This is a genomic window from Shewanella psychropiezotolerans, from assembly GCF_007197555.1.
Classification (GTDB): Bacteria; Pseudomonadota; Gammaproteobacteria; order Enterobacterales; family Shewanellaceae; genus Shewanella; species Shewanella psychropiezotolerans.
Window position 1 is genome coordinate 72,888 of sequence record NZ_CP041614.1, and the last position, 22,132, is coordinate 95,019.

The 22,132-nt window shown below is 45.9% G+C and carries 26 protein-coding genes and 1 pseudogene; 11 read left to right on the forward strand and 16 right to left on the reverse strand.

Features of this window, described 5'->3' with window-relative positions; translation table 11 throughout:
- Positions 1-73: 73 nt before the first annotated feature.
- From flgH to FM037_RS00375, 7 genes are read right to left on the reverse strand one after another with little or no spacing between them, the layout of a single operon-like run.
- Positions 74-736 (reverse strand): flagellar basal body L-ring protein FlgH, encoded by a 663-nt coding sequence (gene flgH, locus FM037_RS00345; RefSeq protein WP_077750687.1) that lies wholly within the window; start codon positions 734-736, stop codon positions 74-76.
- A 34-nt stretch (positions 737-770) separates the two neighbouring features.
- Positions 771-1,556, reverse strand: coding sequence for a flagellar basal-body rod protein FlgG (gene flgG, locus FM037_RS00350; protein ID WP_144044346.1), 786 nt, complete (start codon positions 1,554-1,556; stop codon positions 771-773).
- 41 nt (positions 1,557-1,597) lie between these two features.
- Positions 1,598-2,332, reverse strand: a complete 735-nt coding sequence (locus FM037_RS00355; RefSeq protein ID WP_077750689.1) for a flagellar basal body rod protein FlgF — start codon at positions 2,330-2,332, stop codon at positions 1,598-1,600.
- Positions 2,333-2,343: 11 nt separating this feature from the next.
- Positions 2,344-3,552 carry a flagellar hook protein FlgE gene (gene flgE, locus FM037_RS00360; protein WP_144044347.1) on the reverse strand — a complete coding sequence of 403 codons (1,209 nt, stop codon included), beginning with the start codon at positions 3,550-3,552 and terminating at the stop codon, positions 2,344-2,346.
- Between the two features lie 57 nt (positions 3,553-3,609).
- Positions 3,610-4,317, reverse strand: coding sequence for a flagellar hook assembly protein FlgD (locus tag FM037_RS00365; RefSeq protein WP_144044348.1), 708 nt, complete (start codon positions 4,315-4,317; stop codon positions 3,610-3,612).
- A 1-nt stretch (position 4,318) separates the two neighbouring features.
- Entirely contained in the window at positions 4,319-4,738 is a 420-nt protein-coding gene (flgC, locus tag FM037_RS00370) for a flagellar basal body rod protein FlgC (protein WP_144044349.1), read from the reverse strand.
- A gap of 11 nt (positions 4,739-4,749) precedes the next feature.
- Positions 4,750-5,100 (reverse strand): flagellar basal body rod protein FlgB, encoded by a 351-nt coding sequence (locus tag FM037_RS00375; protein WP_077750693.1) that lies wholly within the window; start codon positions 5,098-5,100, stop codon positions 4,750-4,752.
- Positions 5,101-5,188: 88 nt separating this feature from the next.
- On the opposite strand from FM037_RS00375, the gene flgA reads away from it, so the two are divergent.
- The 3 genes from flgA (at position 5,189) to FM037_RS00390 (ending at position 6,803) form a co-directional block, all read left to right on the forward strand.
- On the forward strand, positions 5,189-5,935 hold the full coding sequence (gene flgA, locus FM037_RS00380; protein WP_144044350.1) for a flagellar basal body P-ring formation chaperone FlgA: 747 nt from the start codon (positions 5,189-5,191) through the stop codon (positions 5,933-5,935).
- A gap of 122 nt (positions 5,936-6,057) precedes the next feature.
- Complete coding sequence (gene flgM / locus FM037_RS00385; RefSeq protein WP_144044351.1) at positions 6,058-6,342, forward strand: flagellar biosynthesis anti-sigma factor FlgM; 285 nt, start codon at positions 6,058-6,060, stop codon at positions 6,340-6,342.
- A 14-nt stretch (positions 6,343-6,356) separates the two neighbouring features.
- Positions 6,357-6,803, forward strand: coding sequence for a flagellar protein FlgN (locus FM037_RS00390; RefSeq protein WP_144044352.1), 447 nt, complete (start codon positions 6,357-6,359; stop codon positions 6,801-6,803).
- Between the two features lie 24 nt (positions 6,804-6,827).
- Here FM037_RS00390 and FM037_RS00395 read toward each other — a convergent pair whose 3' ends face one another.
- From FM037_RS00395 to FM037_RS00430, 9 genes and pseudogenes are all read right to left on the reverse strand, one after another.
- Positions 6,828-7,244: a flagellar FliJ family protein gene (locus FM037_RS00395; RefSeq protein WP_144044353.1), complete on the reverse strand. Its 417-nt coding sequence runs from the start codon at positions 7,242-7,244 to the stop codon at positions 6,828-6,830.
- Positions 7,241-8,578 (reverse strand): flagellar protein export ATPase FliI, encoded by a 1,338-nt coding sequence (gene fliI / locus FM037_RS00400; RefSeq protein WP_144044354.1) that lies wholly within the window; start codon positions 8,576-8,578, stop codon positions 7,241-7,243. The genes FM037_RS00395 and fliI overlap by 4 nt, the downstream gene beginning before the upstream one ends.
- Positions 8,571-9,362 (reverse strand): flagellar assembly protein FliH, encoded by a 792-nt coding sequence (fliH, locus tag FM037_RS00405; RefSeq protein ID WP_144044355.1) that lies wholly within the window; start codon positions 9,360-9,362, stop codon positions 8,571-8,573. Before fliH ends, fliI begins: the two co-directional genes overlap by 8 nt.
- 67 nt (positions 9,363-9,429) lie before the next feature.
- A complete protein-coding gene (locus FM037_RS00410; RefSeq protein ID WP_152830737.1) occupies positions 9,430-10,416 on the reverse strand; it encodes a flagellar motor switch protein FliG in 987 nt (328 codons plus the stop codon).
- Between the two features lie 86 nt (positions 10,417-10,502).
- The gene (fliF, locus tag FM037_RS00415) at positions 10,503-12,206 is read right to left on the reverse strand and encodes a flagellar basal-body MS-ring/collar protein FliF (protein ID WP_144044357.1); all 1,704 of its coding nucleotides are present in this window, start codon (positions 12,204-12,206) and stop codon (positions 10,503-10,505) included.
- Positions 12,207-12,296: 90 nt separating this feature from the next.
- A complete protein-coding gene (gene fliE / locus FM037_RS00420; RefSeq protein WP_077750702.1) occupies positions 12,297-12,635 on the reverse strand; it encodes a flagellar hook-basal body complex protein FliE in 339 nt (112 codons plus the stop codon).
- Positions 12,636-12,673: 38 nt separating this feature from the next.
- The gene (locus tag FM037_RS30265; RefSeq protein ID WP_407695646.1) at positions 12,674-13,168 is read right to left on the reverse strand and encodes an AAA-type ATPase lid domain-containing protein; all 495 of its coding nucleotides are present in this window, start codon (positions 13,166-13,168) and stop codon (positions 12,674-12,676) included.
- A 30-nt stretch (positions 13,169-13,198) separates the two neighbouring features.
- Positions 13,199-13,974: pseudogene (locus tag FM037_RS30270) on the reverse strand (sigma 54-interacting transcriptional regulator); the annotation flags it as partial.
- A complete protein-coding gene (locus tag FM037_RS00430; RefSeq protein WP_227993161.1) occupies positions 13,964-14,797 on the reverse strand; it encodes a MotY family protein in 834 nt (277 codons plus the stop codon). The pseudogene FM037_RS30270 and the gene FM037_RS00430, both read right to left, overlap by 11 nt.
- Positions 14,798-15,534: 737 nt before the next feature.
- Here FM037_RS00430 and FM037_RS00435 point away from each other — a divergent pair.
- The 8 genes from FM037_RS00435 (at position 15,535) to flhA (ending at position 22,060) form a co-directional block, all read left to right on the forward strand.
- A complete protein-coding gene (locus FM037_RS00435; protein ID WP_144044359.1) occupies positions 15,535-16,413 on the forward strand; it encodes a FliM/FliN family flagellar motor switch protein in 879 nt (292 codons plus the stop codon).
- A gap of 79 nt (positions 16,414-16,492) precedes the next feature.
- Positions 16,493-16,849 (forward strand): flagellar motor switch protein FliN, encoded by a 357-nt coding sequence (gene fliN, locus FM037_RS00440; protein ID WP_077750706.1) that lies wholly within the window; start codon positions 16,493-16,495, stop codon positions 16,847-16,849.
- A 1-nt stretch (position 16,850) separates the two neighbouring features.
- Positions 16,851-17,579, forward strand: coding sequence for a flagellar type III secretion system pore protein FliP (gene fliP, locus FM037_RS00445; RefSeq protein WP_144048762.1), 729 nt, complete (start codon positions 16,851-16,853; stop codon positions 17,577-17,579).
- Positions 17,580-17,638: 59 nt separating this feature from the next.
- The gene (locus FM037_RS28360; protein ID WP_185976928.1) at positions 17,639-17,782 is read left to right on the forward strand and encodes a hypothetical protein; all 144 of its coding nucleotides are present in this window, start codon (positions 17,639-17,641) and stop codon (positions 17,780-17,782) included.
- A gap of 4 nt (positions 17,783-17,786) precedes the next feature.
- Positions 17,787-18,056 (forward strand): flagellar biosynthetic protein FliQ, encoded by a 270-nt coding sequence (locus FM037_RS00450; protein WP_077750707.1) that lies wholly within the window; start codon positions 17,787-17,789, stop codon positions 18,054-18,056.
- Between the two features lie 2 nt (positions 18,057-18,058).
- Complete coding sequence (fliR, locus tag FM037_RS00455; protein WP_144044360.1) at positions 18,059-18,841, forward strand: flagellar biosynthetic protein FliR; 783 nt, start codon at positions 18,059-18,061, stop codon at positions 18,839-18,841.
- Positions 18,834-19,967, forward strand: coding sequence for a flagellar biosynthesis protein FlhB (gene flhB / locus FM037_RS00460; protein WP_144044361.1), 1,134 nt, complete (start codon positions 18,834-18,836; stop codon positions 19,965-19,967). The genes fliR and flhB overlap by 8 nt, the downstream gene beginning before the upstream one ends.
- An 11-nt stretch (positions 19,968-19,978) precedes the next feature.
- On the forward strand, positions 19,979-22,060 hold the full coding sequence (flhA, locus tag FM037_RS00465) for a flagellar biosynthesis protein FlhA (RefSeq protein ID WP_144044362.1): 2,082 nt from the start codon (positions 19,979-19,981) through the stop codon (positions 22,058-22,060).
- The last annotated feature ends 72 nt before the right edge of the window (positions 22,061-22,132 follow it).

A 22,132-nucleotide genomic window follows, 5' to 3' on the forward strand; every position in this document is an offset into this window, starting at 1 on the left:
AGTGAAAGCTGTAAGCAAGATTCTTGCTTAGAAGTGTTCTGTATATCTTGTTTTGCATGGCTATTTTCTTGCTTCATAGGGGGAACCAGGGGCTATTAAAGTATCGTGCAGCCCATCCCATGGCGTTACTGTCGGCTATTGCACCTTGGCCGCCATAGATGATACGAGCATCGGCGATTCTCTGTGAGGATATGGTGTTATCGTTACCGATATCATCGGTGCGGATAAGTCCTAACAAACGCAGGTATTCATCTCCCTGATTTAGCCTCAACCACTTCTCGCCACGTATAAGTAAGGCGCCGTTGGGGAGCACTTTGGCGACAGTGACAGTGATAGAACCCGAGAGTTGGTTCTGTTGAGTGCTAGAACCTGAGCCTCTAAAGCCACGGGAAGCTGCGCCACTGCCACTTCCACTGAAGCTTTCACTGCCAGTAGAGGCCTGGCCGCCGAGAGACATATCTTGCTCTTTGTTTGCCTTAGTATCGGCACGCTTACTGGAGTAGGTTTTTTCATCCAGAGCGACGGTGAGAATATCTCCCTCTCTGAAGGCACGTTTATCTTTGAATAGGGTTAGCATATAACCATGTCTGTAAACACTGCCGTCTTTTGCGTCCGGTAGGCTATAGTCAATCTCTGGCGGTGCCCATTCAGGTTCTCCCGGCTTGGTTTCTGGCTCAGGGAAGTGAGAGATACATCCAGATAAAAGTAATAACATCCCTATCCATAAGTGGCGCATCTGTTGTCCTTATCTATCTAATTGAATAAAAGGCTTAAAGCGCCTGATTGAGGAACTTCAACATGTCATCTGAGGCGGATACCACCTTGGCATTCATCTCATAGGCACGTTGAGTCGAGATCATTTCAACCATCTCTTCAACCACGTTAACGTTGGAACCTTCAAGAGCCCCCTGGCGTAGCTGGCCGATGGCCTGATCGCCTGCTACCCCTTCAATTGCTGCTCCTGAGGCACTCGTTTCACGGTAAAGGTTATCGCCGCGAGACTCTAAGCCTGCTGGATTGGTGAAATTTGCCAAGGTGATCTGCCCTAGCTCCTGTGATTCTGCCTGACCCGAGATTTGTGCACTGACTACACCATCAGTGGCGATAGTGATGGTTTGTGCATCTTCAGGGATCTCGATATTGGGAACTAGAGGTAAGCCTTGTGAAGTCACCATCAAGCCGTCGCTGTTACGATAGAATTGGCCGTCTCGGGTAAATGACAATTCACCATTTGGTTCCTCTATCTGGAAGAAACCTTGACCTTCGATGGCAAGGTCAAGTTGCTGATTGGTGGTTAGCAGGTCGCCAGTGGTAAATACCTTCTGGGTGCCTGCTACTCGAGTACCAGTTCCAAGCTGCAGGCCTGAAGGTAGCTCGTTCAGTTCATCGACCTGACCGCCTGGCTGACGCTGTGTCTGATAGAAGAGATCGTTGAATGCCACACGATCACGCTTAAATCCTGTGGTATTTACGTTTGCCAGGTTGTTGGCTATGGTGGTCATCTTGATGTCTTGAGCCGTGAGGCCGGTTTTACTTACCCATAACGAGGATTGCATTTTTATTCCTTAATTCTTTAACTGATAAATGTGCCTATCTCTTAGGCGTTACGGATCAACCTGTTACCTGCTTCGGCTAACTTTTCTGCGGTCTTCATTAGTTTGACCTGAACTTCAAACTGGCGACTGAGATCCATTGAAGCGATGAGTTCATTGACCGCATTGACGTTACTGGCTTCTAAGAAGCCACTGTCTACTCGTACTTCTTCACTGGCTGGTAGAATGTTACCGTCACGGCTGTAAAACATGCCGTCCAGTCCTTTATCAACGGCATTCAGTTCAGGCTTGACCAACTTGAGTAGACCCACCTCTTCGATGATGCCACCTTCGGCTGCAACTACGCTGATCCTGCCATCATCACCGATAAAGAGTTGTCGATATTCGGGTAGAACTATGGGGCCATCGATGCCTGCCACAGGCCGACCATCTATGGTGAGTTGACCATTGGTATCGGGAACCAGATTGCCGGAGCGGGTGTAAGCTTCGCCTTGTTCCGTCATCACGGTAAACAAGCCTTGATCACGAATGGCAAGGTCTAAGGTTCTGCCTGTGGGGTTCATCGCACCAGCTTGTTGGCTAAAGCCACTACTCTCGGTTTGCGCCATCACCCGCGTGTGCAGACTGTTTCCCGTAGGAGCGAGTACCTTGGCATTGACGCGCTCAAGGTCGGCCTTAAATCCGGTGGTTTCGGCGTTGGCTAAGTTATTGGCACGTATGGTTTGTGCTTCCATAACCCTAGCCGCACCCGTTGCCGCCGTGTATAGCATCTTATCCATGGTCAGATCCTTTAAATGGCATTAAGCAGTGATTGTTGCATGCTGGCATTGGTCTGTAGAACTTTGGCATTTGATTGATAGTTGCGCTGGGCTGTCATCAGGTTAACCATCTCTGCCGTTTGATCGACATTAGAGCCTTCGAGGTAGCCGCCGAAAACACCACCGAAGGTCCCTGTTCCCGGAGTGCCTATCATGGGCTGGCCTGCGGCATTAGTGGCGGTCCAGGCGTTTTGGCTGGCCGGTGTAAGGCCGTTAGGATTGTTGAATGATGCCAATACCACCTGGCCTTGGGTTTGCTCCTGTCCATTGGTATAAGTGCCAAAAAGTATGCCGTCTTCATCGATGCGTATGCCGTTAAGGTCGCCCGAAGTATAGCCATTTTGTGTCAGGCTGGAGTTGTTGTAATCAGAGGCGTATTGGGTGCTCTTGTCATAGCTAAGTGCGAGACTCAGGGCTGATGCGCCGCCGACAATATCCGGGTCGGCAATATTAAGAGTCAGGCTGTCACCGGCTATCAGGTTACCGTCAGAATCAAACTCCAAAGAGTGACCACCCGGTGGAGTGACTTCTTCACCGTCCATCATGTAGTGAACCTGCCATTGGTTATCGCCGGTTTTGACATAATATTGGGTCAAAGCATGTTCTTTACCTAAAGAGTCATAAGCCGTGACAGTACCCGATGAGTGGTAAGTCGAGGCATCATCAGCATCGAATGGATTTGCCGTTTGATCAATTTTTTCGACTCGGGCATCTAAATTAGAGACCTGACCTATGTTGGTGGTCGCTTTTGCCGCGAGTGACCCCGAGTGAACCTGTAGATCACTCACATTACCCGTCTGTAGCTGACCATTAGCACCCACTGTATAGCCTTGAACCCGGTTACCGGCAGGATCGACCACATAACCGTCTGCATCTTGGTTGAACATACCCGCTCTCGAGTAGAGCGTAGTACCATCAGTGGCTGACAACATAAAGAAGCCATTGCCTTCGATGCCCATATCCAGCTCGCGACCCGTATAGGCTAAGCCACCGCCCATGGAGAAGTTCTGGCTGGTGGACATGACGTTGACACCACCTGGTTGACCGCCGTTATAAATGGCTGAAAACTCGCTGCGACCACCTCTGAAACCAACGGTTGATGAGTTGGCGATATTGTTACTTATGGTATTAAGATCTTGGGTGGTTGCTTGCAATCCACTCAGTGCAATATTAAATGACATTCGGTTTATCCTTGAATTAATCGTTATTGTGCTTTTTAATCTTTAGCTAACGTAATGTTATGAAACTTCAGATATATCCAATACTGATACTGTGCCTAAGCCATTACCAAGCTCAGCCATCATCACGCCGGATGCACTGACGAAGTGGACTTTTTCTATGGGAGCCTTGATGAAAGTATCGGCGGTGAGGGTATCTTCGCCATCGGTAGCCTTAGCTTTGATGGCATATTCGCCTGGAGGTAGGTCTAATTTGTCAGGATCTATGGTGAAAGCGATGTCACCGGTTTCCTGTGAACCTAAATCGATAGTGGCGACCACTTCACCATCTTCATCGGTGATCTCTAGCGTTAGCTCTTCAGTGGTATTTTCAAGATAGATCTTGCCATCAATCGCGTCTGTATCGATCTCAAACTCAGAGGCCGGGACCATGGCACTTTTACCAATCAACTGCGCCGATTGCACTATGCCTAGGTTCTCCATCATGATCATGCTCATCGCCTGATTGGCTCGCATCATCTCCAGACTTTCTACTTGAGATATTTGCGCCATCTGGGTGACAAATTCATTATTATCTACGGGGCTAGTCGGATCCTGATTTTGAATAGAGGCGAGCATCAAGGTTAAAAAATCATTTTTGATTGTTGCTGCATTACCATCTGACGAGCTAGTGCTGGTCGATTGTGTGGCTCCACCTGAGGATGCCTTTATCTCCGGATTGTTACCCTGCTTGGTTTCATTTTGATTTGAAACAGTATTGATACTCATCTTAATTGCTTCCTAATTGCAGCAGACCCTGTTGCATAGAGCGGGCACGGTTCATCACTTCTACATTGGTTTCGAAAGATCGACTCGCAGCCATCATGTCGGCCATTTCATCGATTGTGTTCACATTCGAATAAGCCACATAACCTTGCTCATCAGCGTAGGGATGGTTTGGCTCATAACGCATATCCAATGGTGCATCGGCTTCGACAATGGCAGAGACTTCCACATGGGCACCGGAAAGTTGCCCTTCCTGGGTTTGTTTGTAGATGGTTGAGAACACGGGCTTGAGTGCTCTGAATGCTGTTTCCGGTGTTTCAGCGGCGGCACCTGCGTTTGCTAGATTACTCGCGACTGTGTTGAGACGTATTGTTTGAGCGTGCATGCCTGCACCTGCAATATCGTAGATCTCTCCAAAAGACATAGTTACAGCTCCTACTGACCTTCGATGGCGGACTTAAGCCCGGAAATTTTCATGTTGAGAAATGTGAGACTGGTTTGGTAGTCCATCGCATTTCGCGAGTATCTAGCCTGCTCTTTACCTAGCTCAACGGTATTTTGATCCCCGGATGTCTGATAGGGCACTCGATAGGCTGCTTGATAACTTCTATCGTGGCCCATACCCGCATTGATCTGAGTCATTACAGTTTTGAAGTCGAGATCTCTGGCCTTGTAGCCAGGGGTCTCTGCGTTGGCTAGATTACCTGCCAGCATCTTGCTACGCTCGACGCGAAAATCGAGTGTTTGTGGGTGTATGCCAAGTGCGGCATCGAGGTTGATAGCCATCGCGACTCCTAGTAGTGTATGTTCGGTTTATTTCTTGTTGTTGCTACGTTACAAATTACGTGCCAATTATTTTTATTGAGGTTTTTTAATGGCTTGCAGTTATTTTTATAAGTGGAACGGAACTCTTCTTTCCTGTTTGTTTATCTTGTTGTCGTCTCTGCTTCCGCTATCTTTGTCACAGGGAAGTGTCTTGTCGGTCAATGAACAGATCGAGGCTGAATTTACTCAGCTGATTGCCAGGGAGCTTAAGCAGTGGCAGAAGCAGACTGGAGTGAAGAGTCTGCATCATGAAGTTGCTATTAGGGTGCCTTCCGGAGCGGCAAATTTAGAGGTTTGTTCTGACGCTTTGACGATAGATGGAGCTACTGGGCTTGCTTTTGGCAACATTCAGAGACGTATTGAATGTCATCCCCAAGGTTGGTCTATGTTTGTACGTGCCAATGTCAAGGTAAGGGTTTCGATCCCTGTTGCTAACCGAGCAATGAAGCGGGGTGAATTGGTGAGTAGGAGTGATCTGGATTGGCAGTCGATCACTCTCCGTTCCTCTGACAGAAATCTAGCGACTCGAATCGATGAGATCGTTGGTCGGCAGGTGATCCGAGGCCTGCGTCGTCACAAGGCGATACAAGTTCAGAGTCTCAGTGCACCACAGTGGGTAAATATTGGGGATAAGGTCATTATCGAGGCTCGAAGCGATGGTTTCTACGCCAACATGCAGGGGGAAGCTTTGGAGTCTGGTGGAGAGGGGCAGGCGATTAGGGTCAAAAACTTAAGTTCTGGCAAGGTCATCACCGCTTATCCAACCGCCAAAGGCCGGGTGGCGACGCAGTTTTAATATTCAATGCTATAGCGGCTATAAAATCTGCCTTATTTATGAGTATTTGCTTCTTGTTTTTTTAGTCTAGATGCTTTTGGGTCGCTTTAAGGGAGTAACGACCATTACTTTCGGTGAAACAGATGGAAATTCAAAAGATAAACAGTGCTATCAGCACTGAAATTAGTACTAAGAAGGATCAGGCACAGCCCCTTGTAAAGCAAGATAACCCAGAGAAATCGATACAAGCTGAACATAAAGTTGTCAGTGATGATTGGCAATTACTGACAGGCTCTCAATCGGAACTTGAGCTACTTGAAGACGTTGATCAGGCAAGAATTGATGAAATTCGTCAATCACTAAAATCGGGGACATTTAAGCTAGATCTGGATGCGATCTCTGAGGCTATGTTGCAGCAGCACAGTTAAAGCGGGTCCTGTTTATGAGTTCTAAAAGAGAGATACTTCAAACACTTGTTCGTGGCATTCGACAGGATATCGAAGGCTATAAGCAGTTAAAGAGCTTGCTCAATCGGCAACGTGAGCTAATGCAGCGAAGAGATAATGATGGCCTTAGGCATCATAATCAGCATCAGACTCGGCTCTGTGATGAGCTGATGGTTAAAGCTAAAAAACGCAGTGATGCATTAAATCAGTTAGGCTTCAGTGAAGATGCTAACGGTATGAAGAAGCTGATCGATAAGCTACCTAAACAAAGTTCACTGCAGGTTAACTTGCTATGGGAGAATTTGTTAGCGCTCGTCAAAGAAAGCCAGCAGACCAATGAAGCGAATGGTAAATTATTGGTGTCTCAGCAGACTGTGATCAATAACCTGCTGAGTCGTGATACCGAGAAAAATGTCGATTACGGTGCTAGTAAGGGATTATAGGAAGCGTTAGCTTAATTATTCCTGCTATCCCTGGTTTTGATATCTCGATGAGAGATCATCTAACTGCTTTTGTTCCTGAGCATCGATAGCTTTACGTTGCTCCGATTTACGTTGCTCATAGAGCCAAGATAATCCCTTTTGGCGTCCGAGTTGCCTTCGCCATAGTCCATCCATTCGTTGATGTTCCCGTTGTAGCAGCACCTCTTGCTTATCGAGTTTGCTCTGTAAAGGCTTCAACGTGGAGAGCAAATTAGCATTATTTTGCAGTAATAGAGGATTAACTCTATGGCTGCTACTGCCATGATATTCATTGAGCATGTTATCGATAGCCTGACGCTGCTTGTGATTCTCTGTAACCCTAGTTTGGGCATCGGCTCTTTGGTTACCCAGTCGGCCGAGCTTTTTTTCTTCTTGCTGACAGAGTATTAATAGTTGCTTCATTGGTCCGCCTTAATAAGGTTGATGAGTTGCTCGAGTTCATTCAGGCTCTGAGTCAATTCAGACTTTTGCTCTATCTCTTGCTGTAGAAACTCAGCCATTTTGGGGTAAGCGCTAACGGCCAGATCCATTTGAGTGTCATGTCCTGCCTGATAACCGCCTAGAGGAAGTAATTCTCTGACGTCGTTATAGCGGCTATTGAGTTGCTTAAAGGTATGTCCCCAACTGATCACTTGCCTGGTGCTAACTTGTTTAGCTAAGCGACTCACCGAGCTGGCAATATCGATGGCGGGGAAGTGTCCCTGTTCGGCCAGCTTTCGGCTCAGTACAATATGGCCATCTAAGATAGCCCGAGCAGAGTCGGCGATAGGATCTTGTTGATCATCACCTTCGGTTAATACCGTGTAGAAGGCTGTTAACGTACCAGTAGGGTGTTTGCCATTACCGGCAAGCTCCACAAGGCTTGGAAGCTGAGCAAATGCCGAAGGTGGGTAGCCTTTAGTGGCTGGTGGCTCTCCAAGGCTGAGTGCTATCTCACGTTGTGCCTGGGCAAAGCGAGTCAATGAGTCAACCAGTAGTAGTACCTGTTTTCCTTGATCCCGAAAGGCGGCCGCTATGTGGTGGCTAAGACGCATGCCTCTTAAGCGCATTAACGGGGTTGTATCGGCTGGAGCGGCAATCACAACCGCTCGGCGACGGCCCTCTTCACCCAGAGATTCTTCGATAAACTCCCTGACTTCACGACCGCGTTCGCCGATTAGGGCTACCACGACTACGTCGGCTTCGGTGAAGCGTGTCATCATGCCAAGCAATACGCTCTTACCTACGCCAGAACCCGCAAAAAGGCCTAAACGCTGGCCGCGTCCTATGGGAAGCAGGGCATTGATGGCACGAATACCCACATCTAAAGGCTCTCGAATCGGCTTACGTTGCAGTGGATTAATAGTGCGATTTGATGGCGTAACTGTTTGGGTATTATTGAGCTTGCCGAGATGATCTAAAGGCTGACCTAAACCATCGATCACACGACCTAATAAGGCACTTCCAACCGGGATTTGAGCTTGTTCTGCTACAGGCATCACCCGTGAACCCGGCATTAGGCCTGATGTGTGTTCGATGGGCATCAAGCAAAGCGTTTCTTTGTTAAATCCCACGACTTCAGCTTCTACCAAGCGTCCATCACGGCACTCAATATTACACCTGTCTCCCATGCCTAATTGGCAGCCAACGGCTTCTAATAACAGACCGTTGACTCGTGTTAGGCGGCCATATACTTGTGCTACCGGAATAGTTGGCCAGTCGAGGATCTCGGCGCTATTGGGTTGGGTATTAAGCATTCTCAAGCTCAATTTCAGGCATGTTTTCCGTTGAGGCTAACCCTTGTGATTGCTGGCTATCACTGGAATTAGTATCAGATATGTAAAGTTTAGCCTCTACCTGATCCATGCAGGCATTTAGGCGAGTTTCAACTGATGCGTCAGCATCTGACTTGTCACTGACAATACGGCAGCCTCCGGGGGAAATACCTGTGTCTTCAACCAGGGTCCAATCTTGAATCTTGTCTGCTGCTAGTTCTCGTAAGCGTTCGACTGCAGTTGGTTCCAGATGAATTTTTATCTCGGAGCGAGTATCGGGTAGCGAGGCAACCGTTTCTTCGACCAGAGATAATATCTGCTGTGGCTGCAGTGTAAGTTCACAACGAATGACCTGCTGTGCTACACGGCGTACCAAATCTAATATAAGCTGCTGTTGAGCATTTACCTGACTGAGGTGCCCATCTTCCAATAAAGACTTGAGTGCACCAAGAGGAGCAAGAAGACTGTTGAATTGGTCATCTATGGCCTCTTTTCCTTTCAGTTGGCCTTCTATTCGTCCCTGGCTAAAGCCATTCGCGTGGCCGCTTCGACGTCCCTCCTCGGAACCCGATTCGAATCCCTCCTGATGACCCTTAGACAGGCCATCATCGTAGCCTTTATCAAAGGCGGCTTGGTAACCCTGCCATCCAGGCTCACCATTGTTCTTTACTGTTTGATCGGGTATTAGAGGGCTAAACCTGTGGCGCCTAGCGAGATCACTTTTCAAGCGCCATTTAGGGTCAACACTTTTTTGTATAGATTTCATTATTCAACCACCTGTTCTTCGAAGTGCTGGGGCTCTATGATTGTGAGGTTATTGCTAGTTATTTTCATCACTCTACGACTTGCTCTTCGAATAACTGCAACTCAATTTCACCGTCATCCATCATCTGTTTAGCCAGTTCCATGATTTCTTTACGAGCTGTAATTGCTTGGCTAAGAGGTACAGCGCCGATAGCATCAACTTGTGTCTCAATTGCCGATGACATACGTTTCGGTAGGGCATCCAGTAGTGTGGTTTTAAGCTCAGTCTCTATGCCTTTGAGTGCAAGAGCTAGCATTTCTGGTGGAACAATTGCCATGATCTCCTGCAACGTCTCAGGCTTTTGTCGGCCAAGAATGATGAAGTCGAACATGTTATCGGCCACATTACTGGCTAACTGTCTGTCATGAAGTTTGATCATCTCCATCAACTGCTCCCGATCGCCTTCATAGCGATTGAGGATATCGGCAACCTGGCGGATACCGGCGACTTGAGTGTGGCTTTTCTCCATAGCGATTAACATACAGCGCTCGACCAGTTGTCTGAGTTCATCGACGACATCTCTATCTAATTCGCCCAATTTAGCGATACGAACCAGAACCTCATCTTGACCAGCTTCAGGCAAGCTAAGTAACACTTGGGCTGCGCTTTCAGGTGGTAATAGCCCGAGTAGTACGGCCTGAAGTTGGCTGTGTTCATTAGTGATCTCTCTGGCGAGTAGCTGAGGATCTACCCATTCGAGACGCTTAACTAATGTCTTAATCTCGTCACCATAGATACTATCGATCAAACTTTTTGCTACCCGATCACCGAGTGCAAGATCTAATGTTTTTTGTAGATATGATCGAGAAGCACGGGCGATGCCGGATTGCTCCTGATAACGCATAAAGAAGCGACCCAATACTGCCTCGGCTTCTTGCTGAGTGATACTCGATAGACGCGCCATTTTATGACTTAAGTGTTGAACATCATGTCTGTCTAGGTGCGCCATTACTTGAGCGGCACCTTTCTCACCCATACTCAGCAGCAACATGGCAGCCTGCCCCAGATTGTCCATTTTTATTCCAAGTTCACTCTTGTTCACAGTCTCTATCCTGTCAGTTAATCTGTTATTACACCAAGCTATCGATCTCTGGTTTGCTGCTATTTCTCGTTCTCGTTGTCGCCGATCCAATGGGCTATCACTTCTGCGACTCGCGCCGGTTCCTGATTCGCGAGTAAGCTAAGGTGTTCCATCTTCACCGTTAGCGGAGATTCTGGTGGTGGTAAACCTTGATTGCTGATCCAGTCACTGTTTGACATGTCTCTATCCAGTCCCATCAACTGATCGGCTAGGGCTTGAGAGTCACTAGCTTGTTCCTTATTCGCTAGCTGACTATGAGATGGTGAGTCTAACTCTGGGATACTTGTGGCATCATCTTGCTGAGTCTTAGGTTCGGCTGTTCGAGTTAGGTGAGACACAAGTGGTCTCAATACAAACAGAATTAATCCAAAGCCGAGTATGCCGCCGATAAAGTATCTTAGATAGCCTTCGGTTTGCCACCAAGGCACAGGCTCAAATACTGCTATTTGTACCGGGGCAAAGTCGAAGCTATTGATACTGAACTGATCGCCTCTCATCGCTGTAAAACCAATGGCGTCTTGCACCATAGCCCCAAGCTGAGAAAGCTGAGCCTCACTCCAGCCATTTTCGCCGGCGGCTTGGGTATTCAATAAAACAGAGACTGAGAGGTTTTCTAGCTGCATCTGTTGAAAACGCGTGTGTCTGACCGAGCGGCCAACTTCAAATTGGCGACTCTCTTGTTGGTTTAGGTTGCGGCGACCGTTGTCGTCACCCTCGGCATTAGCCGTGGGGGCTTGATTACTCAAGGCTCCTGGAATTCCCATGGCCATGCTTGAATTGGTCTCGTTTGAGCTCTGCTTTTCTTGTGAGACTACTGTTTGTGGATCCAGAGATTCTCGGGTTTCTTCGACTTGATTAAAGTTAACTTTAGCCGAAATTTGAATTTGAAAATTGTCCTGACCCAGTACAGGAGTAAGCATGCTTGATGCGCGGCTGATAAGACTCTGTTCCAGCTCTTGGGTATATTTAAGCTGCCTGTCTCTTGCCTGAGTGATGTCTTGATTCATGGCAAGACCTGAACTGAGGTGGTTGCCTTCTTGATCGATAATCTGTACACGCTCAGGTGTCATACCTGTGACACTTGCTGCGACTAAGCTAGCTATTGCTTCTATCTGGTTAGGTTGGATATTACTACCAGCATAAAGGTCTAACATCACAGAGGCTGACGGTAGTTCAGGCTGCTGACGGATGAACAGGGTGCGCTTAGGAATGGCTAGGTGTACCCGGGTCGTCCGAACCGGTTTGAGTGCCATAATTGTTCTGGATAGTTCGCCTTCAAGACTATGGCGATACTTAGCTTGCTCCATAAATTGGCTGGTGCCTATGCTTGAATTATCCAATGACTCCATGCCAGATGGTACTCTTGCTTTCACGCCTCTGGCTGCTAGCACCATACGTGCCTTTCCTAGCTTATCTTCCTGTACTAAGACGAGTCCGGTGTTTGCCTCTAGTCGATATTTTATGCCTTCAGCTTCGAGCACTTCGATAATTTCAGAGGTTTCAACTTGCTCCTGATGGCCATAGAGTGGACGATATCCTTGACTGGCAGTCCAAAGAAGTAGCACGATCACACAAGCAACAACACTGGCAAGTATTGCCAGAATCAGTACTTGCTTGTCGCCGTTGTTAAACTGTTGCCATTTACTTCTTGCCGTCGAGAGTAAGTCACTCTTCTCTGACACATCTGTAATAGCGGGGCTCGGTTGAGCTAAAGTTGTAGACATTGTTTAATCCTTACAAAAAATCGCATAGGCTTGCGGCTTTTCTAAAACTGATAAACGGGTTGATTCATTATGAATTGATCAACTTAGACGTTAGAGGGGCATTTTCATTACTTCATCAAAGGCCTGAACTAATCGATTTCGGATCTGGATCATGGTTGAAAACGAAAGACTTGCCTTTTGAGATGCGACCATAGCGCCGACTAAGTCATCACTTTCGCCACTATCGACCGCCCTCATTAAGGCTGATGATGCATTTTGATCTGTATTTACTGCCGCGACCTTACTCTCCATTAACTCGGTGAAGGAGGGGGCTTGTATGCCTAAATCTCTCGGGTTTTGAGGGATTTTTATGGCTCCTTTAGCCATCTCAGTGTGAATACTTAGAGTATTCATCATAGATTGAGGACTGATAATGGTTGAGTTTTGCATCTGTATTTCCTATCTAAAACAAATTTATGAACTGATATTTAGGCTGCTTTACCTAGGGCTAGATCTATATCTATGCCCTCTTCTCGCATTTGCGCTAGCTTGTATCTCAAGGCTCGGGTCGTCATACCTAGAGAGTCGGCACTCTGAATTCTGTGACCATTAAACTTTCTGAGGGTGTCCAGAATGTACTGAAACTCAGCTTGGCGTTTAGAGGCTTTTAACCCTTGCTTACTCTGCTCTTTTTGTCCGCAGTTGAGGGGGGAGTCAGTTTCAATACCGAGTTCTGCAGCTTGAAGTGCCTGACCTCTTCTCATGACTAATGCTCGTTGAATGGTGTTCTCCAACTCCCTCACATTTCCAGGCCAGTTATGAGAAGTGAGGCGTTGCTTAGCTGGTTCGCTGAAATAACACTGTTGATCACCTGCAAGGTGCTTGTACCTTTGTAAAAAATGCGCAGCTAACGGAAGAATGTCTGCGCGCCTGTCTCTTAATGGCGTAATTTTTAAGGGCAAAACATCGAGTCGATAAAACAAATCTTCTCTGAAACTGCCTGATTTAACCGCTTTTTTCAGATTTTTATTGGTTGAGGCAATGACTCGGATATTTAGCTTAATCGACTTATGCCCCCCAGTCGCTCGACCTCCCTTTCTTGCAATACTCTAAGAAGCTTGGCTTGTAGCACTGCTGGCATTTCTCCAATCTCATCGAGTAACAGGGTACCGCCATTGGCCAGTTCAAACTTGCCAGGTTGATCGCAAGTGGCTCCGGTAAAAGCTCCCTTGTTATGACCGAAAAGAATCGACTCTAAGATGCTCTCAGGAATTGCAGCACAATTGACTGCGATAAAAGGTTTATCGGCTCGGGCAGAGTGGCGGTGAATATAGCGGGCTAGTGGCTCTTTGCCTGTGCCACTCTCTCCTGTGAGTAACACAGTCGCTTCAGTTGTCGCTGCTCTGTGGGCTAACATCATGAGTTGACGACTCACAGGTGATGCGACTATCAGTTCTGAGTCCAGCTGTTCAAGGCGTCTTAATCTCTGTGCAAGTGCACAAACTTGTGCAATTTCCAGAGGAAGTAATAAGTAGTCTTGAACGCCATACTGCATTGCTGTGGTTGCAAGCTCTGTCTGTTCAGGATCGAGTAGTGCCACCTGATTTCTAGCAGGATGTTGAGCTAGCTTTATGATGGCTTCTTCTGTTGTACAGTTTGAAATATTTATCATAGACAGCCAGAGGGATTTATCATCCGGTTGCCAAAGGTCGAAACCTTGATATTTCAACTGCGACAGTTCACTCGTTGATAAAGAGGTATCTACGAGCCTTATTTGATTAAGAACCATATTCAACTCCAGCAGTTCTTTTTGTCGCGATCTTGTTGGGGCGTTTTATTAAACGGATCATTACGCGGCGATTAGCATCCCTGCCATCCTGGGTCTTGTTAGATACTTTTGGTTCCCTGGCACCGTGATGCCTGGCTTGGATTAATCTTTTTGGCAAGCCTAGCTCCACTAACCTAGCTGAAATCTCATCGGCTCTCTCTTTACTTAGCACTAAATTTGCTAAGTGCTCTCCGTTATTATCTGCATGGGCATCGACTAACACTTGGGTGATAGAGCTGTCAGCTTTCACATATTGAGTGATCGCGTCGAGATCTGTTTCGTGAGCCATTGTGATTTGGCTCGAACCTGGACTGAAAAACAGCTCGACACTACGAACATAAGAGAAAGGCTTAGGTAAAAGTTGATGGCGACAAAGTCTAAATTGGTTGGCAACTTGGCCAGTGTTTACCGGACTGCTGCTGACCAAATATGACGCTGTTTCACTGCCGTCGATAATGGCCTGCCAGGCAAAGCCCTGTTCGAGAGCCTCTAGAAAAGGGTTGATACTGGTATTACTGGTGGCCTTATTGCCTTGCCATATTAATTGTGTTTCACCAAGTGCTGTGTGGCTTTTTTTCCAGGTGGGTGGGGTGATCTTAATTGAGCTTTGGGTTTGGTTGAGTGTCAGCCAGTCAGCCGTTAACTCTAATCTGAGTGTCTCACCTGGAAGCGCTTCCATCTTCATACTACCGAAGCCAGTTATTTTATGCTCTATCTGGCAGCTAAACTGGTCACCATTAAACGTCCATATGGCTTGTTCAAATGGTGTTTGGTAGCGAGTCATATTAGCTGCTGCTGGATTAGAAAGGCTTGTACTAATAAACAGCGAAAAGATTAATATATGAGCTGATGCTTTCAATGTTTTATTTCTCATTTGTTTTTAGAATATAAAACTACAAAGTAACTAACTGTATAAATATTATCTTTACAGTGGGTAGTTTATTGTCAGGCTTGTTTTCGGAGTGTAATTAAACATTAATCAATGAATATGTAAAATGTTTTTTCATTAATTTATTTGTTTTGTGAGAATAAGCTAGTTGAACTAATTTAATTCAGCTATTATCTTTTTCTGAATTAGAAATGGTATTAGAATATATCCACTGGTTGATGCTTTAATACGCTATTTATTACTGTTTTGATAAATCATGATACAAGTGTGTACCATTCGAATGTCATCTATCTATCTGTTTTTGTTGCTCTTTTGCTATCCATTTTACTGGTTGTATTAACTTTAAAAATAAATTAAAAATTAAATGAAAAACAATTAAAGTTATTGGTATTTTGTGTCGACTTAATAGGTTATTTTATTTTACACATCGGTTGTTACTTATATTAAGTTGGTGTTCATGTATTTGAGGTTGTTAATTGCAAAGGTTTAAATAGCGCCATAAACATGTCGATAGTCATTTTTTGGTTGCGTCATTAATATGGCAGTAGTCATTTTATTTGTTTGTTTGTCATATTAATTAATTAATAGACTTACTTAATTACTTAATTACTTAATTACTTGGTTGGATTTAAATGAAAACAACAGCGAAAGCAAGTTTACTGAAGTTGAGTCAGTGTGAGAAAGTAAGGCCAGTGGCTTTAATCCAAGAAAAGCTTGCTAGAAGTCGGTTACTGGTTCAGGTTGAGTCGTGCCAACGTTTAGTGCTAGATGCAGCAAATGGTGTGTTAAATCCAATTATCCGCCAAGGTCATCATGGGTTAACCAATATATCTTTGACCGATGATCAGCCGATAGAGCCAGAAGGAAAACATGCATGGTTTCGTCTTAGTTACCATAGATCCCTACTTGCCTGGTGGCGCATCGACAGATGCACGTTAGATCAACTTGCAAGTGCATATTATGGCAGTACTTCTAGTCCGTTGAAATCTCCTTTAAGATCACCTAGTCAGTCTGAGTTTAGGCTGGCCAGAAAGCTCATGCTTGCGGCACTGAAAATGCTACCCACTGTTGAGCTAGATGAAGAGGCTTTAGAGCTTGAGCTAGTTGCTAATAACACACCTATTCAAGCGCCAGTAAATTGGGCGCTTAAGTTTCCTGAAGAGTATATGGCACCTCCTATGCTGTTCTGTATGACTGAACATTTGCTAGGCTTGATGTCTGAGCAACCCAGCCAATATCAAGCCACTTCCGATCTGTCAGAAAAGCTAGCGTATCGACTAAAACAGATCCCTTTAAGAGTGCTACTTGAGCTAGGGCGACAAAATACTCCGGTGATTTCCCTTAGTGGTCTCAAACCTGGAGACATTTTGCCTATGAAACTTCATTCCAGATGTCCTGTAACCGTAGGGAAAAGACCGCTTTTTTACGCTGCGATTCATACCCATGAAGGCCAAATGGTTGCCAAGTTAACCCAAGATATATTTCAGCAAGATGATATGAAAACTGTTTAATTTCATTGTGATGCAATGATTTATTTGAATGTATGTGAATTTTTTAAGCTATTGAATAATAAATTTTTAGGAGCTAACTGTGTCAGAACAAACCTTGCTACAAGATGAAGACTTTCTACTTGATGATAATTTATTCGCTGATGAGGACGTTGAGCAGGAGGCCGTTAAAGCTAAGCCTGTAAAAGATATCTCATTTTTTCAGCAGTTACCTGTCCAAGTCACGCTGGAGTTGGCCAGCGCTGAGATGTCATTAGGTGAATTAACTCGTATGGGAGAGGGGGACGTTGTAGCACTGGATCGTATGGTTGGTGAGCCGTTAGATATTCGTGTTAACGGTGCGCTACTAGGGCGGGGCGAAGTCGTTGAGGTTAATGGGCGCTATGGTGTGAGATTGCTAGAGGTAGAGGCGATCAGTCTAACCGGAGCGAATGACTGATATGTGTCGAGTCCTGCTGCTCATCTTATTTCTGTTTGCCCCTAATGTGTTTGCCAATGAAGGTTTAACCTTATTTACGGTCAATGATGGTGATCAATCTCAGTCTGTGAACATCAAGCTTGAGATATTGGCATTAATGACAGTGCTGAGTTTTCTGCCTGTACTGCTGATGATGATGACCAGTTTTACCCGAATCATAGTCGTATTAGCTATTTTACGTCAGGCGTTAGGCTTGCAGCAGAGTCCCCCTAATAAGGTACTTCTAGGGATCACTCTGGTGTTGACCATATTTATTATGAGGCCTGTAGGGCAAGATATTTATGATCAAGCTTATTTACCCTATGACCAGGGCACGATTGAGCTCACTGAGGCTGTTTCTATTGGTGAAGGGCCCCTCAGGAAATTTATGCTGGCTCAAACCAGGGAGACAGATCTTGAGCAGATGTTGAAAATAGCCGATGAGCCAGTGACCTTGACCGCCGATGAGGTGCCTTTCTTTGTGCTGATGCCGGCATTTGTATTGAGTGAGCTAAAAACGGCATTTCAAATAGGTTTTTTACTCTTTCTTCCTTTTTTGGTGATCGATCTCGTCGTGGCCAGTGTCTTGATGTCTATGGGAATGATGATGTTATCGCCGTTAATTATCTCCTTGCCATTTAAGTTGATGGTTTTTGTGCTGGTTGATGGTTGGTCTATGACAGTCGGTACCTTAGTGGCGAGCTTTGGTTAGTGCTGTCACTGGCAGAACCAAAGATTATTTGAGCTAGTTATTAACCTAATTAGGTGAACATGATGGAAGTTTTACGAGAGATAGAAAAAGAGTTGAGCCTAGGTGACATGATCTATTTTCTGTTGTGTCTTGGGGTTTGTGGAATTGTCTTGTTCAATGGCTGGGAGTCATTACTTAGCATGTTAGCATCGGGTCTAAGGTAGATTTATGGACGTAAATGAGCTGACTTCGATGTTCGCCGATGCCATATTTCTTGTGGTTTCTATGGTGGGTGTACTCGTCGTGCCTAGTCTGCTAGTTGGCCTATTAATCGCTGTTTTTCAAGCGGCAACTCAGGTGAATGAGCAGACGTTAAGTTTTCTTCCCAGACTGGTTCTCACCTTGTTGATGGTGCTGTTTTCGGGCCCCTGGCTTTTACAACAGATCTCCGATCTCTTCAATCGTCTGTTTATGACGATCCCCCATATTATTGGGTAACTATGCTCTCACTTACTTCAGTTCAAATCAGTGCATTTATAGGAACATTCTGGTGGCCATTCTGTCGAATAATGGGTGCCTTTATTGTAATGCCATTCTTGAGTAGCAGTTATATCCCGCCTATGGTGAGAGTACTATTGGCTGTGCTTATCTCTGCCTTGTTATCACCTATGTTACCGCCTGTGCCTGCTGTGGATGCTATTTCTATTGGAGCACTATTTCTTGCCATAGAGCAGCTGTTAATTGGTTTCATGTTAGCGCTATTTACGTATATTTTGATCCATGTAATGACTCTGTTTGGTGCCATGATGTCGATGCAGATGGGCTTGGCAATGGCGATTATGAATGATCCTGCAAATGGCAGCTCAAATCCTATATTAAGCCAATGGTTTCTCCTCTATGGCACCTTGTTATTTCTAGCCCTAGATGGTCATTTAGTTGCAATTGGTATTATCGTCGATAGCTTTAGATTGTGGCCAATCGGCACTGGTATTTTTGATTTGCCCTTGATGGGATTAGTTGGCCGGTTCGCCTGGTTATTCGCGTCGGCATTTATGTTAGCAATTCCCGCAATACTGGCCATGTTGATGGTTAACCTCACCTTTGGTGTATTGAGCCGCGCCGCACCATCTTTGAACGTTTTCGCTCTCGGTTTCCCTATGTCCATGTTGATGGGCCTGTTATGTGTGTTCTTCTCGTTTAGTGGCCTGCCTAGTCGATACAGTGATCTTTGTCTGGAAGCTTTATCTGCCATGTATCAGTTCATCGGGGGATCACATGAGTAAAAAAGATACCGGGCAGAGTAAAACCGAGAAGGCGACACCGCAGAAGTTAAAGAAAGCCAGAGAGGAGGGCCAAGTTCCGCGCTCTAAAGATCTGGCCTCTACGGCGCTTATTATCGGCTGTTCTATGATGTTATTTCTGAGTGCCGATTGGTTTGCTGCTCGTGTTGCTCAATTGGCGCAGTTTAATATGTCTATCACTAAAGAGGAGTTAGATCGCCCCGGTATGATGCTAGAGCACCTTGGTACGACTCTGGTAGAGATGCTCAATATTCTTGGCCCCTTGTTCATTATGGTGGCGATTATTGCCATGGTTGCAGGTGCTATGCCTGGTGGACCGGTATTTAGCTTTAAGAATGCTCAGTTTAAGTACAGTCGTATCGATCCCATTGCCGGTATTGGCCGTATGTGTTCAGTGAAATCTCTGGTTGAGTTGGTTAAATCTATTCTCAAGATCACCCTGCTTATTGGCATCATGTTTATTTTCTTAGAAAATAATTTACAAGTATTACTCACCTATAACCAACTTCCTATCGACGAAGCGGTGAGTAAGGGCATCAATATGCTGGCGCTTGGGATCTTGTATTTGGGTCTTGGCCTGCTGGTTATCACGTTTATCGATGTGCCATATCAATATTGGCATCATCATAATGAGCTTAAGATGTCGAGGCAGGATGTTAAGGATGAGCAAAAACAACAGGATGGGAAACCTGAGGTCAAGGCTAAAATCCGTCAATTACAGCAACGCATGGGGCGAGCTAGAGCAGAAATTGCTATCCCACAGTCCGATGTCTTGTTGGTTAATCCGACACATTATGCCGTTGCACTCAAATATGATGTTGAAAAGGCCGATGCACCTTATGTATTGACCAAGGGAACAGATGAAGTCGCCCTCTATATGCGACAAATTGCCAAGCAGCATGATATTGAGGTGATCGAGCTGCCACCACTTACCCGTGCTATCTACTATTCGACGAAAGTTGAGCAACAGATCCCCGCCGCACTTTTTATCGCTATAGCCCATGTATTGAGTTATGTATTGCAGATAAAAGTGGCCAGAGATGGTAAGAAGAAACGCCCGGATCCACTACCAAACTTTTTTATTCCGAAACACTTAAGACACGATTAAAGGTACTTTCCATGAATTGGTTATCTCGAACATTTGCTGGAAATCGTAGCTATATAGGTATACCTATCATGCTACTGACTATTCTTGCTATGGTGATCCTTCCGCTGCCGCCCTGGTTGTTGGATATTCTCTTTACTTTCAACATTGTCCTGTCTGTGATGGTCTTGTTGGTTGCGGTATCAATAAGGCGGCCGTTGGAGTTCTCTGTTTTTCCGACAGTCTTGCTGCTTGCTACCTTGATGAGACTGACATTGAATGTCGCTTCCACTCGAGTCGTGCTGATTGAGGGGCATCAAGGGGGAGACGCTGCAGGTAGAGTGATCCAGGCCTTCGGTGAAGTGGTCATTGATGGCAATTATGTGGTCGGTGCGGTGATTTTCTTAATCTTGATGATCATAAACTTTGTGGTGATCACTAAAGGTGGTGAGCGCATCTCTGAGGTATCAGCTCGGTTTACCTTAGATGCGTTACCCGGTAAGCAAATGGCTATTGATGCCGATCTTAATGCTGGGGTGTTAAGCCAAGATCAGGCGAGGCTTCGTCGCCAGGAAGTTACCAGAGAGGCAGATTTTTATGGCTCTATGGATGGTGCTTCTAAGTTTGTTCGTGGTGATGCTATTGCCGGAATACTGATCTTAGTTATCAATATTTTGGGTGGTATTGCCATCGGTATGTTTATGCATGACTTAAGTGCAGGTGATGCCTTTAAGACTTATGCCTTGTTGGCGATTGGTGATGGACTGGTCGCTCAGATCCCATCTTTGTTGCTCGCTACCGCCGCTGCGATAATCGTGACTCGAGTCTCAGATGCTGAAGAGATGCCAGCTCAGTTGACCAAGCAGTTACTGGCTAACCCTAAGACCTTAGCCACAGCATCTGTGATCATGGTCATTTTTGGTATTGTGCCTGGCATGCCTGCCTTGGTGTTTCTCCCATTTGCTGCTGTTTTAGGTTTTTCCGCCTGGAAGCTGAGCCAGCGAGTAGAAGTTAGGCCTGAAGAAAAGATTGAAGAGAAACTTGAAAAGAGTCTATCAGAGCCATCACTGCCAAGCTGGGAAGCATTGCCTTTTACGGATCTCATTGAGGTGAGACTTGGTTATCGTTTGGTACACCTTGTCGAGCGCAGTAAGGGTGCCGAGTTGCAGAAACGCTTAACAGGCATTCGGCGAACCTTGTCCGAGCAAGCTGGATTCTTGTTATCTGAGGTGCGTGTTCGGGATAATTTAGCCTTGGCACCTAATGCTTATCAAATTAATTTAATGGGTAATCCGGTGATCACCGCTGAATTAGAGCCCGAAAAGTTGATGGCGATCAAAAGTGGGCCTGTCTTTGGAGATATCGATGGCATCATCACTAAAGAGCCCGCTTATCAGATGGATGCCTTGTGGATTGAACCTGATTCTAAGGCGAAAGCCCTGAATTTAGGTTATTCGGTTGTCGATAACGCAACCGTGATTGCGACCCATGTGAGTAAACTTATCCGTGAATCTTTGCCGGAGATGTTACAGCACGATGATGTGATGGCATTGAGTGATCGCTTAGCTAAGCAATCACCTAAACTGGCGGAATCACTCTCTACGGCTTTGACGCCGATCTTACAGTTGAAGGTGTATAGACTTTTGCTCAAGGAGCAAGTGTCACTCAAAGATATTCGCACCATAGCCACGACTTTGCTCGATTGCAGCGAGGAGAGTAAGGATCCTGTGCTACTCGCTGCCGACGTACGTTGTGCGCTTCGTAGCAGTATATTACACACCATTGCTGGTACTTCGCAGCAGTTGAACGTCTTGACCCTAGCGCCAGAACTGGAACAAACCTTGCTCACAGCGCTTAATCAATCACAGCAGCAAGGTAAGGTTTCTTTAGACAGTTTTCCAGTGGAGCCTCAGTTGCTTGCTCAGCTACAGCAGAAGATGCCCCAGCTGCTGGCCCAGGCAAAAGAGCAAGGTCACAGCCCTATGTTGCTTGTCTCGCCACAGCTAAGGCCTATATTAGCCCGTTATGCGTTGGCTTTTGCCCGAGGTTTACATGTTCTGTCATATAACGAGATCCCCGAGAGTCGTGAGCTGCTAGTTGCAGGCCAGTTGGGCTAGTTCTGACAACAAATATGCTGGATACGTCCAGTTAGAAGAAAGGGAGCCAGACTCCCTTTTTAATGCTGATTG

Bases quoted from the DNA above. Each gene is read 5' to 3' on its own strand.
- FM037_RS00390 (WP_144044352.1), top strand. From the start codon at position 6,357: ATGAGTTCTAAAAGAGAGATACTTCAAACACTTGTTCGTGGCATTCGA.
- FM037_RS00435 (WP_144044359.1), top strand. From the start codon at position 15,535: ATGAAAACAACAGCGAAAGCAAGTTTACTGAAGTTGAGTCAGTGTGAG.
- FM037_RS00410 (WP_152830737.1), bottom strand. From the start codon at position 10,416: ATGGACAATCTGGGGCAGGCTGCCATGTTGCTGCTGAGTATGGGTGAG.
- flgA (WP_144044350.1), top strand. From the start codon at position 5,189: ATGGCTTGCAGTTATTTTTATAAGTGGAACGGAACTCTTCTTTCCTGT.
- fliH (WP_144044355.1), bottom strand. From the start codon at position 9,362: ATGAAATCTATACAAAAAAGTGTTGACCCTAAATGGCGCTTGAAAAGT.
- flhB (WP_144044361.1), top strand. From the start codon at position 18,834: ATGAGTAAAAAAGATACCGGGCAGAGTAAAACCGAGAAGGCGACACCG.
- fliF (WP_144044357.1), bottom strand. From the start codon at position 12,206: ATGTCTACAACTTTAGCTCAACCGAGCCCCGCTATTACAGATGTGTCA.
- FM037_RS00450 (WP_077750707.1), top strand. From the start codon at position 17,787: ATGGACGTAAATGAGCTGACTTCGATGTTCGCCGATGCCATATTTCTT.
- flgC (WP_144044349.1), bottom strand. From the start codon at position 4,738: ATGTCTTTTGGAGAGATCTACGATATTGCAGGTGCAGGCATGCACGCT.
- FM037_RS00395 (WP_144044353.1), bottom strand. From the start codon at position 7,244: ATGAAGCAACTATTAATACTCTGTCAGCAAGAAGAAAAAAAGCTCGGC.
- fliP (WP_144048762.1), top strand. From the start codon at position 16,851: ATGTGTCGAGTCCTGCTGCTCATCTTATTTCTGTTTGCCCCTAATGTG.
- flgE (WP_144044347.1), bottom strand. From the start codon at position 3,552: ATGTCATTTAATATTGCACTGAGTGGATTGCAAGCAACCACCCAAGAT.
- FM037_RS00375 (WP_077750693.1), bottom strand. From the start codon at position 5,100: ATGGCTATCAACCTCGATGCCGCACTTGGCATACACCCACAAACACTC.
- flgH (WP_077750687.1), bottom strand. From the start codon at position 736: ATGCGCCACTTATGGATAGGGATGTTATTACTTTTATCTGGATGTATC.
- flhA (WP_144044362.1), top strand. From the start codon at position 19,979: ATGAATTGGTTATCTCGAACATTTGCTGGAAATCGTAGCTATATAGGT.
- FM037_RS00365 (WP_144044348.1), bottom strand. From the start codon at position 4,317: ATGAGTATCAATACTGTTTCAAATCAAAATGAAACCAAGCAGGGTAAC.
- fliI (WP_144044354.1), bottom strand. From the start codon at position 8,578: ATGCTTAATACCCAACCCAATAGCGCCGAGATCCTCGACTGGCCAACT.
- FM037_RS28360 (WP_185976928.1), top strand. From the start codon at position 17,639: ATGATGGAAGTTTTACGAGAGATAGAAAAAGAGTTGAGCCTAGGTGAC.
- flgM (WP_144044351.1), top strand. From the start codon at position 6,058: ATGGAAATTCAAAAGATAAACAGTGCTATCAGCACTGAAATTAGTACT.
- FM037_RS00355 (WP_077750689.1), bottom strand. From the start codon at position 2,332: ATGGATAAGATGCTATACACGGCGGCAACGGGTGCGGCTAGGGTTATG.
- fliR (WP_144044360.1), top strand. From the start codon at position 18,059: ATGCTCTCACTTACTTCAGTTCAAATCAGTGCATTTATAGGAACATTC.
- fliE (WP_077750702.1), bottom strand. From the start codon at position 12,635: ATGCAAAACTCAACCATTATCAGTCCTCAATCTATGATGAATACTCTA.
- flgG (WP_144044346.1), bottom strand. From the start codon at position 1,556: ATGCAATCCTCGTTATGGGTAAGTAAAACCGGCCTCACGGCTCAAGAC.
- FM037_RS00430 (WP_227993161.1), bottom strand. From the start codon at position 14,797: ATGACTCGCTACCAAACACCATTTGAACAAGCCATATGGACGTTTAAT.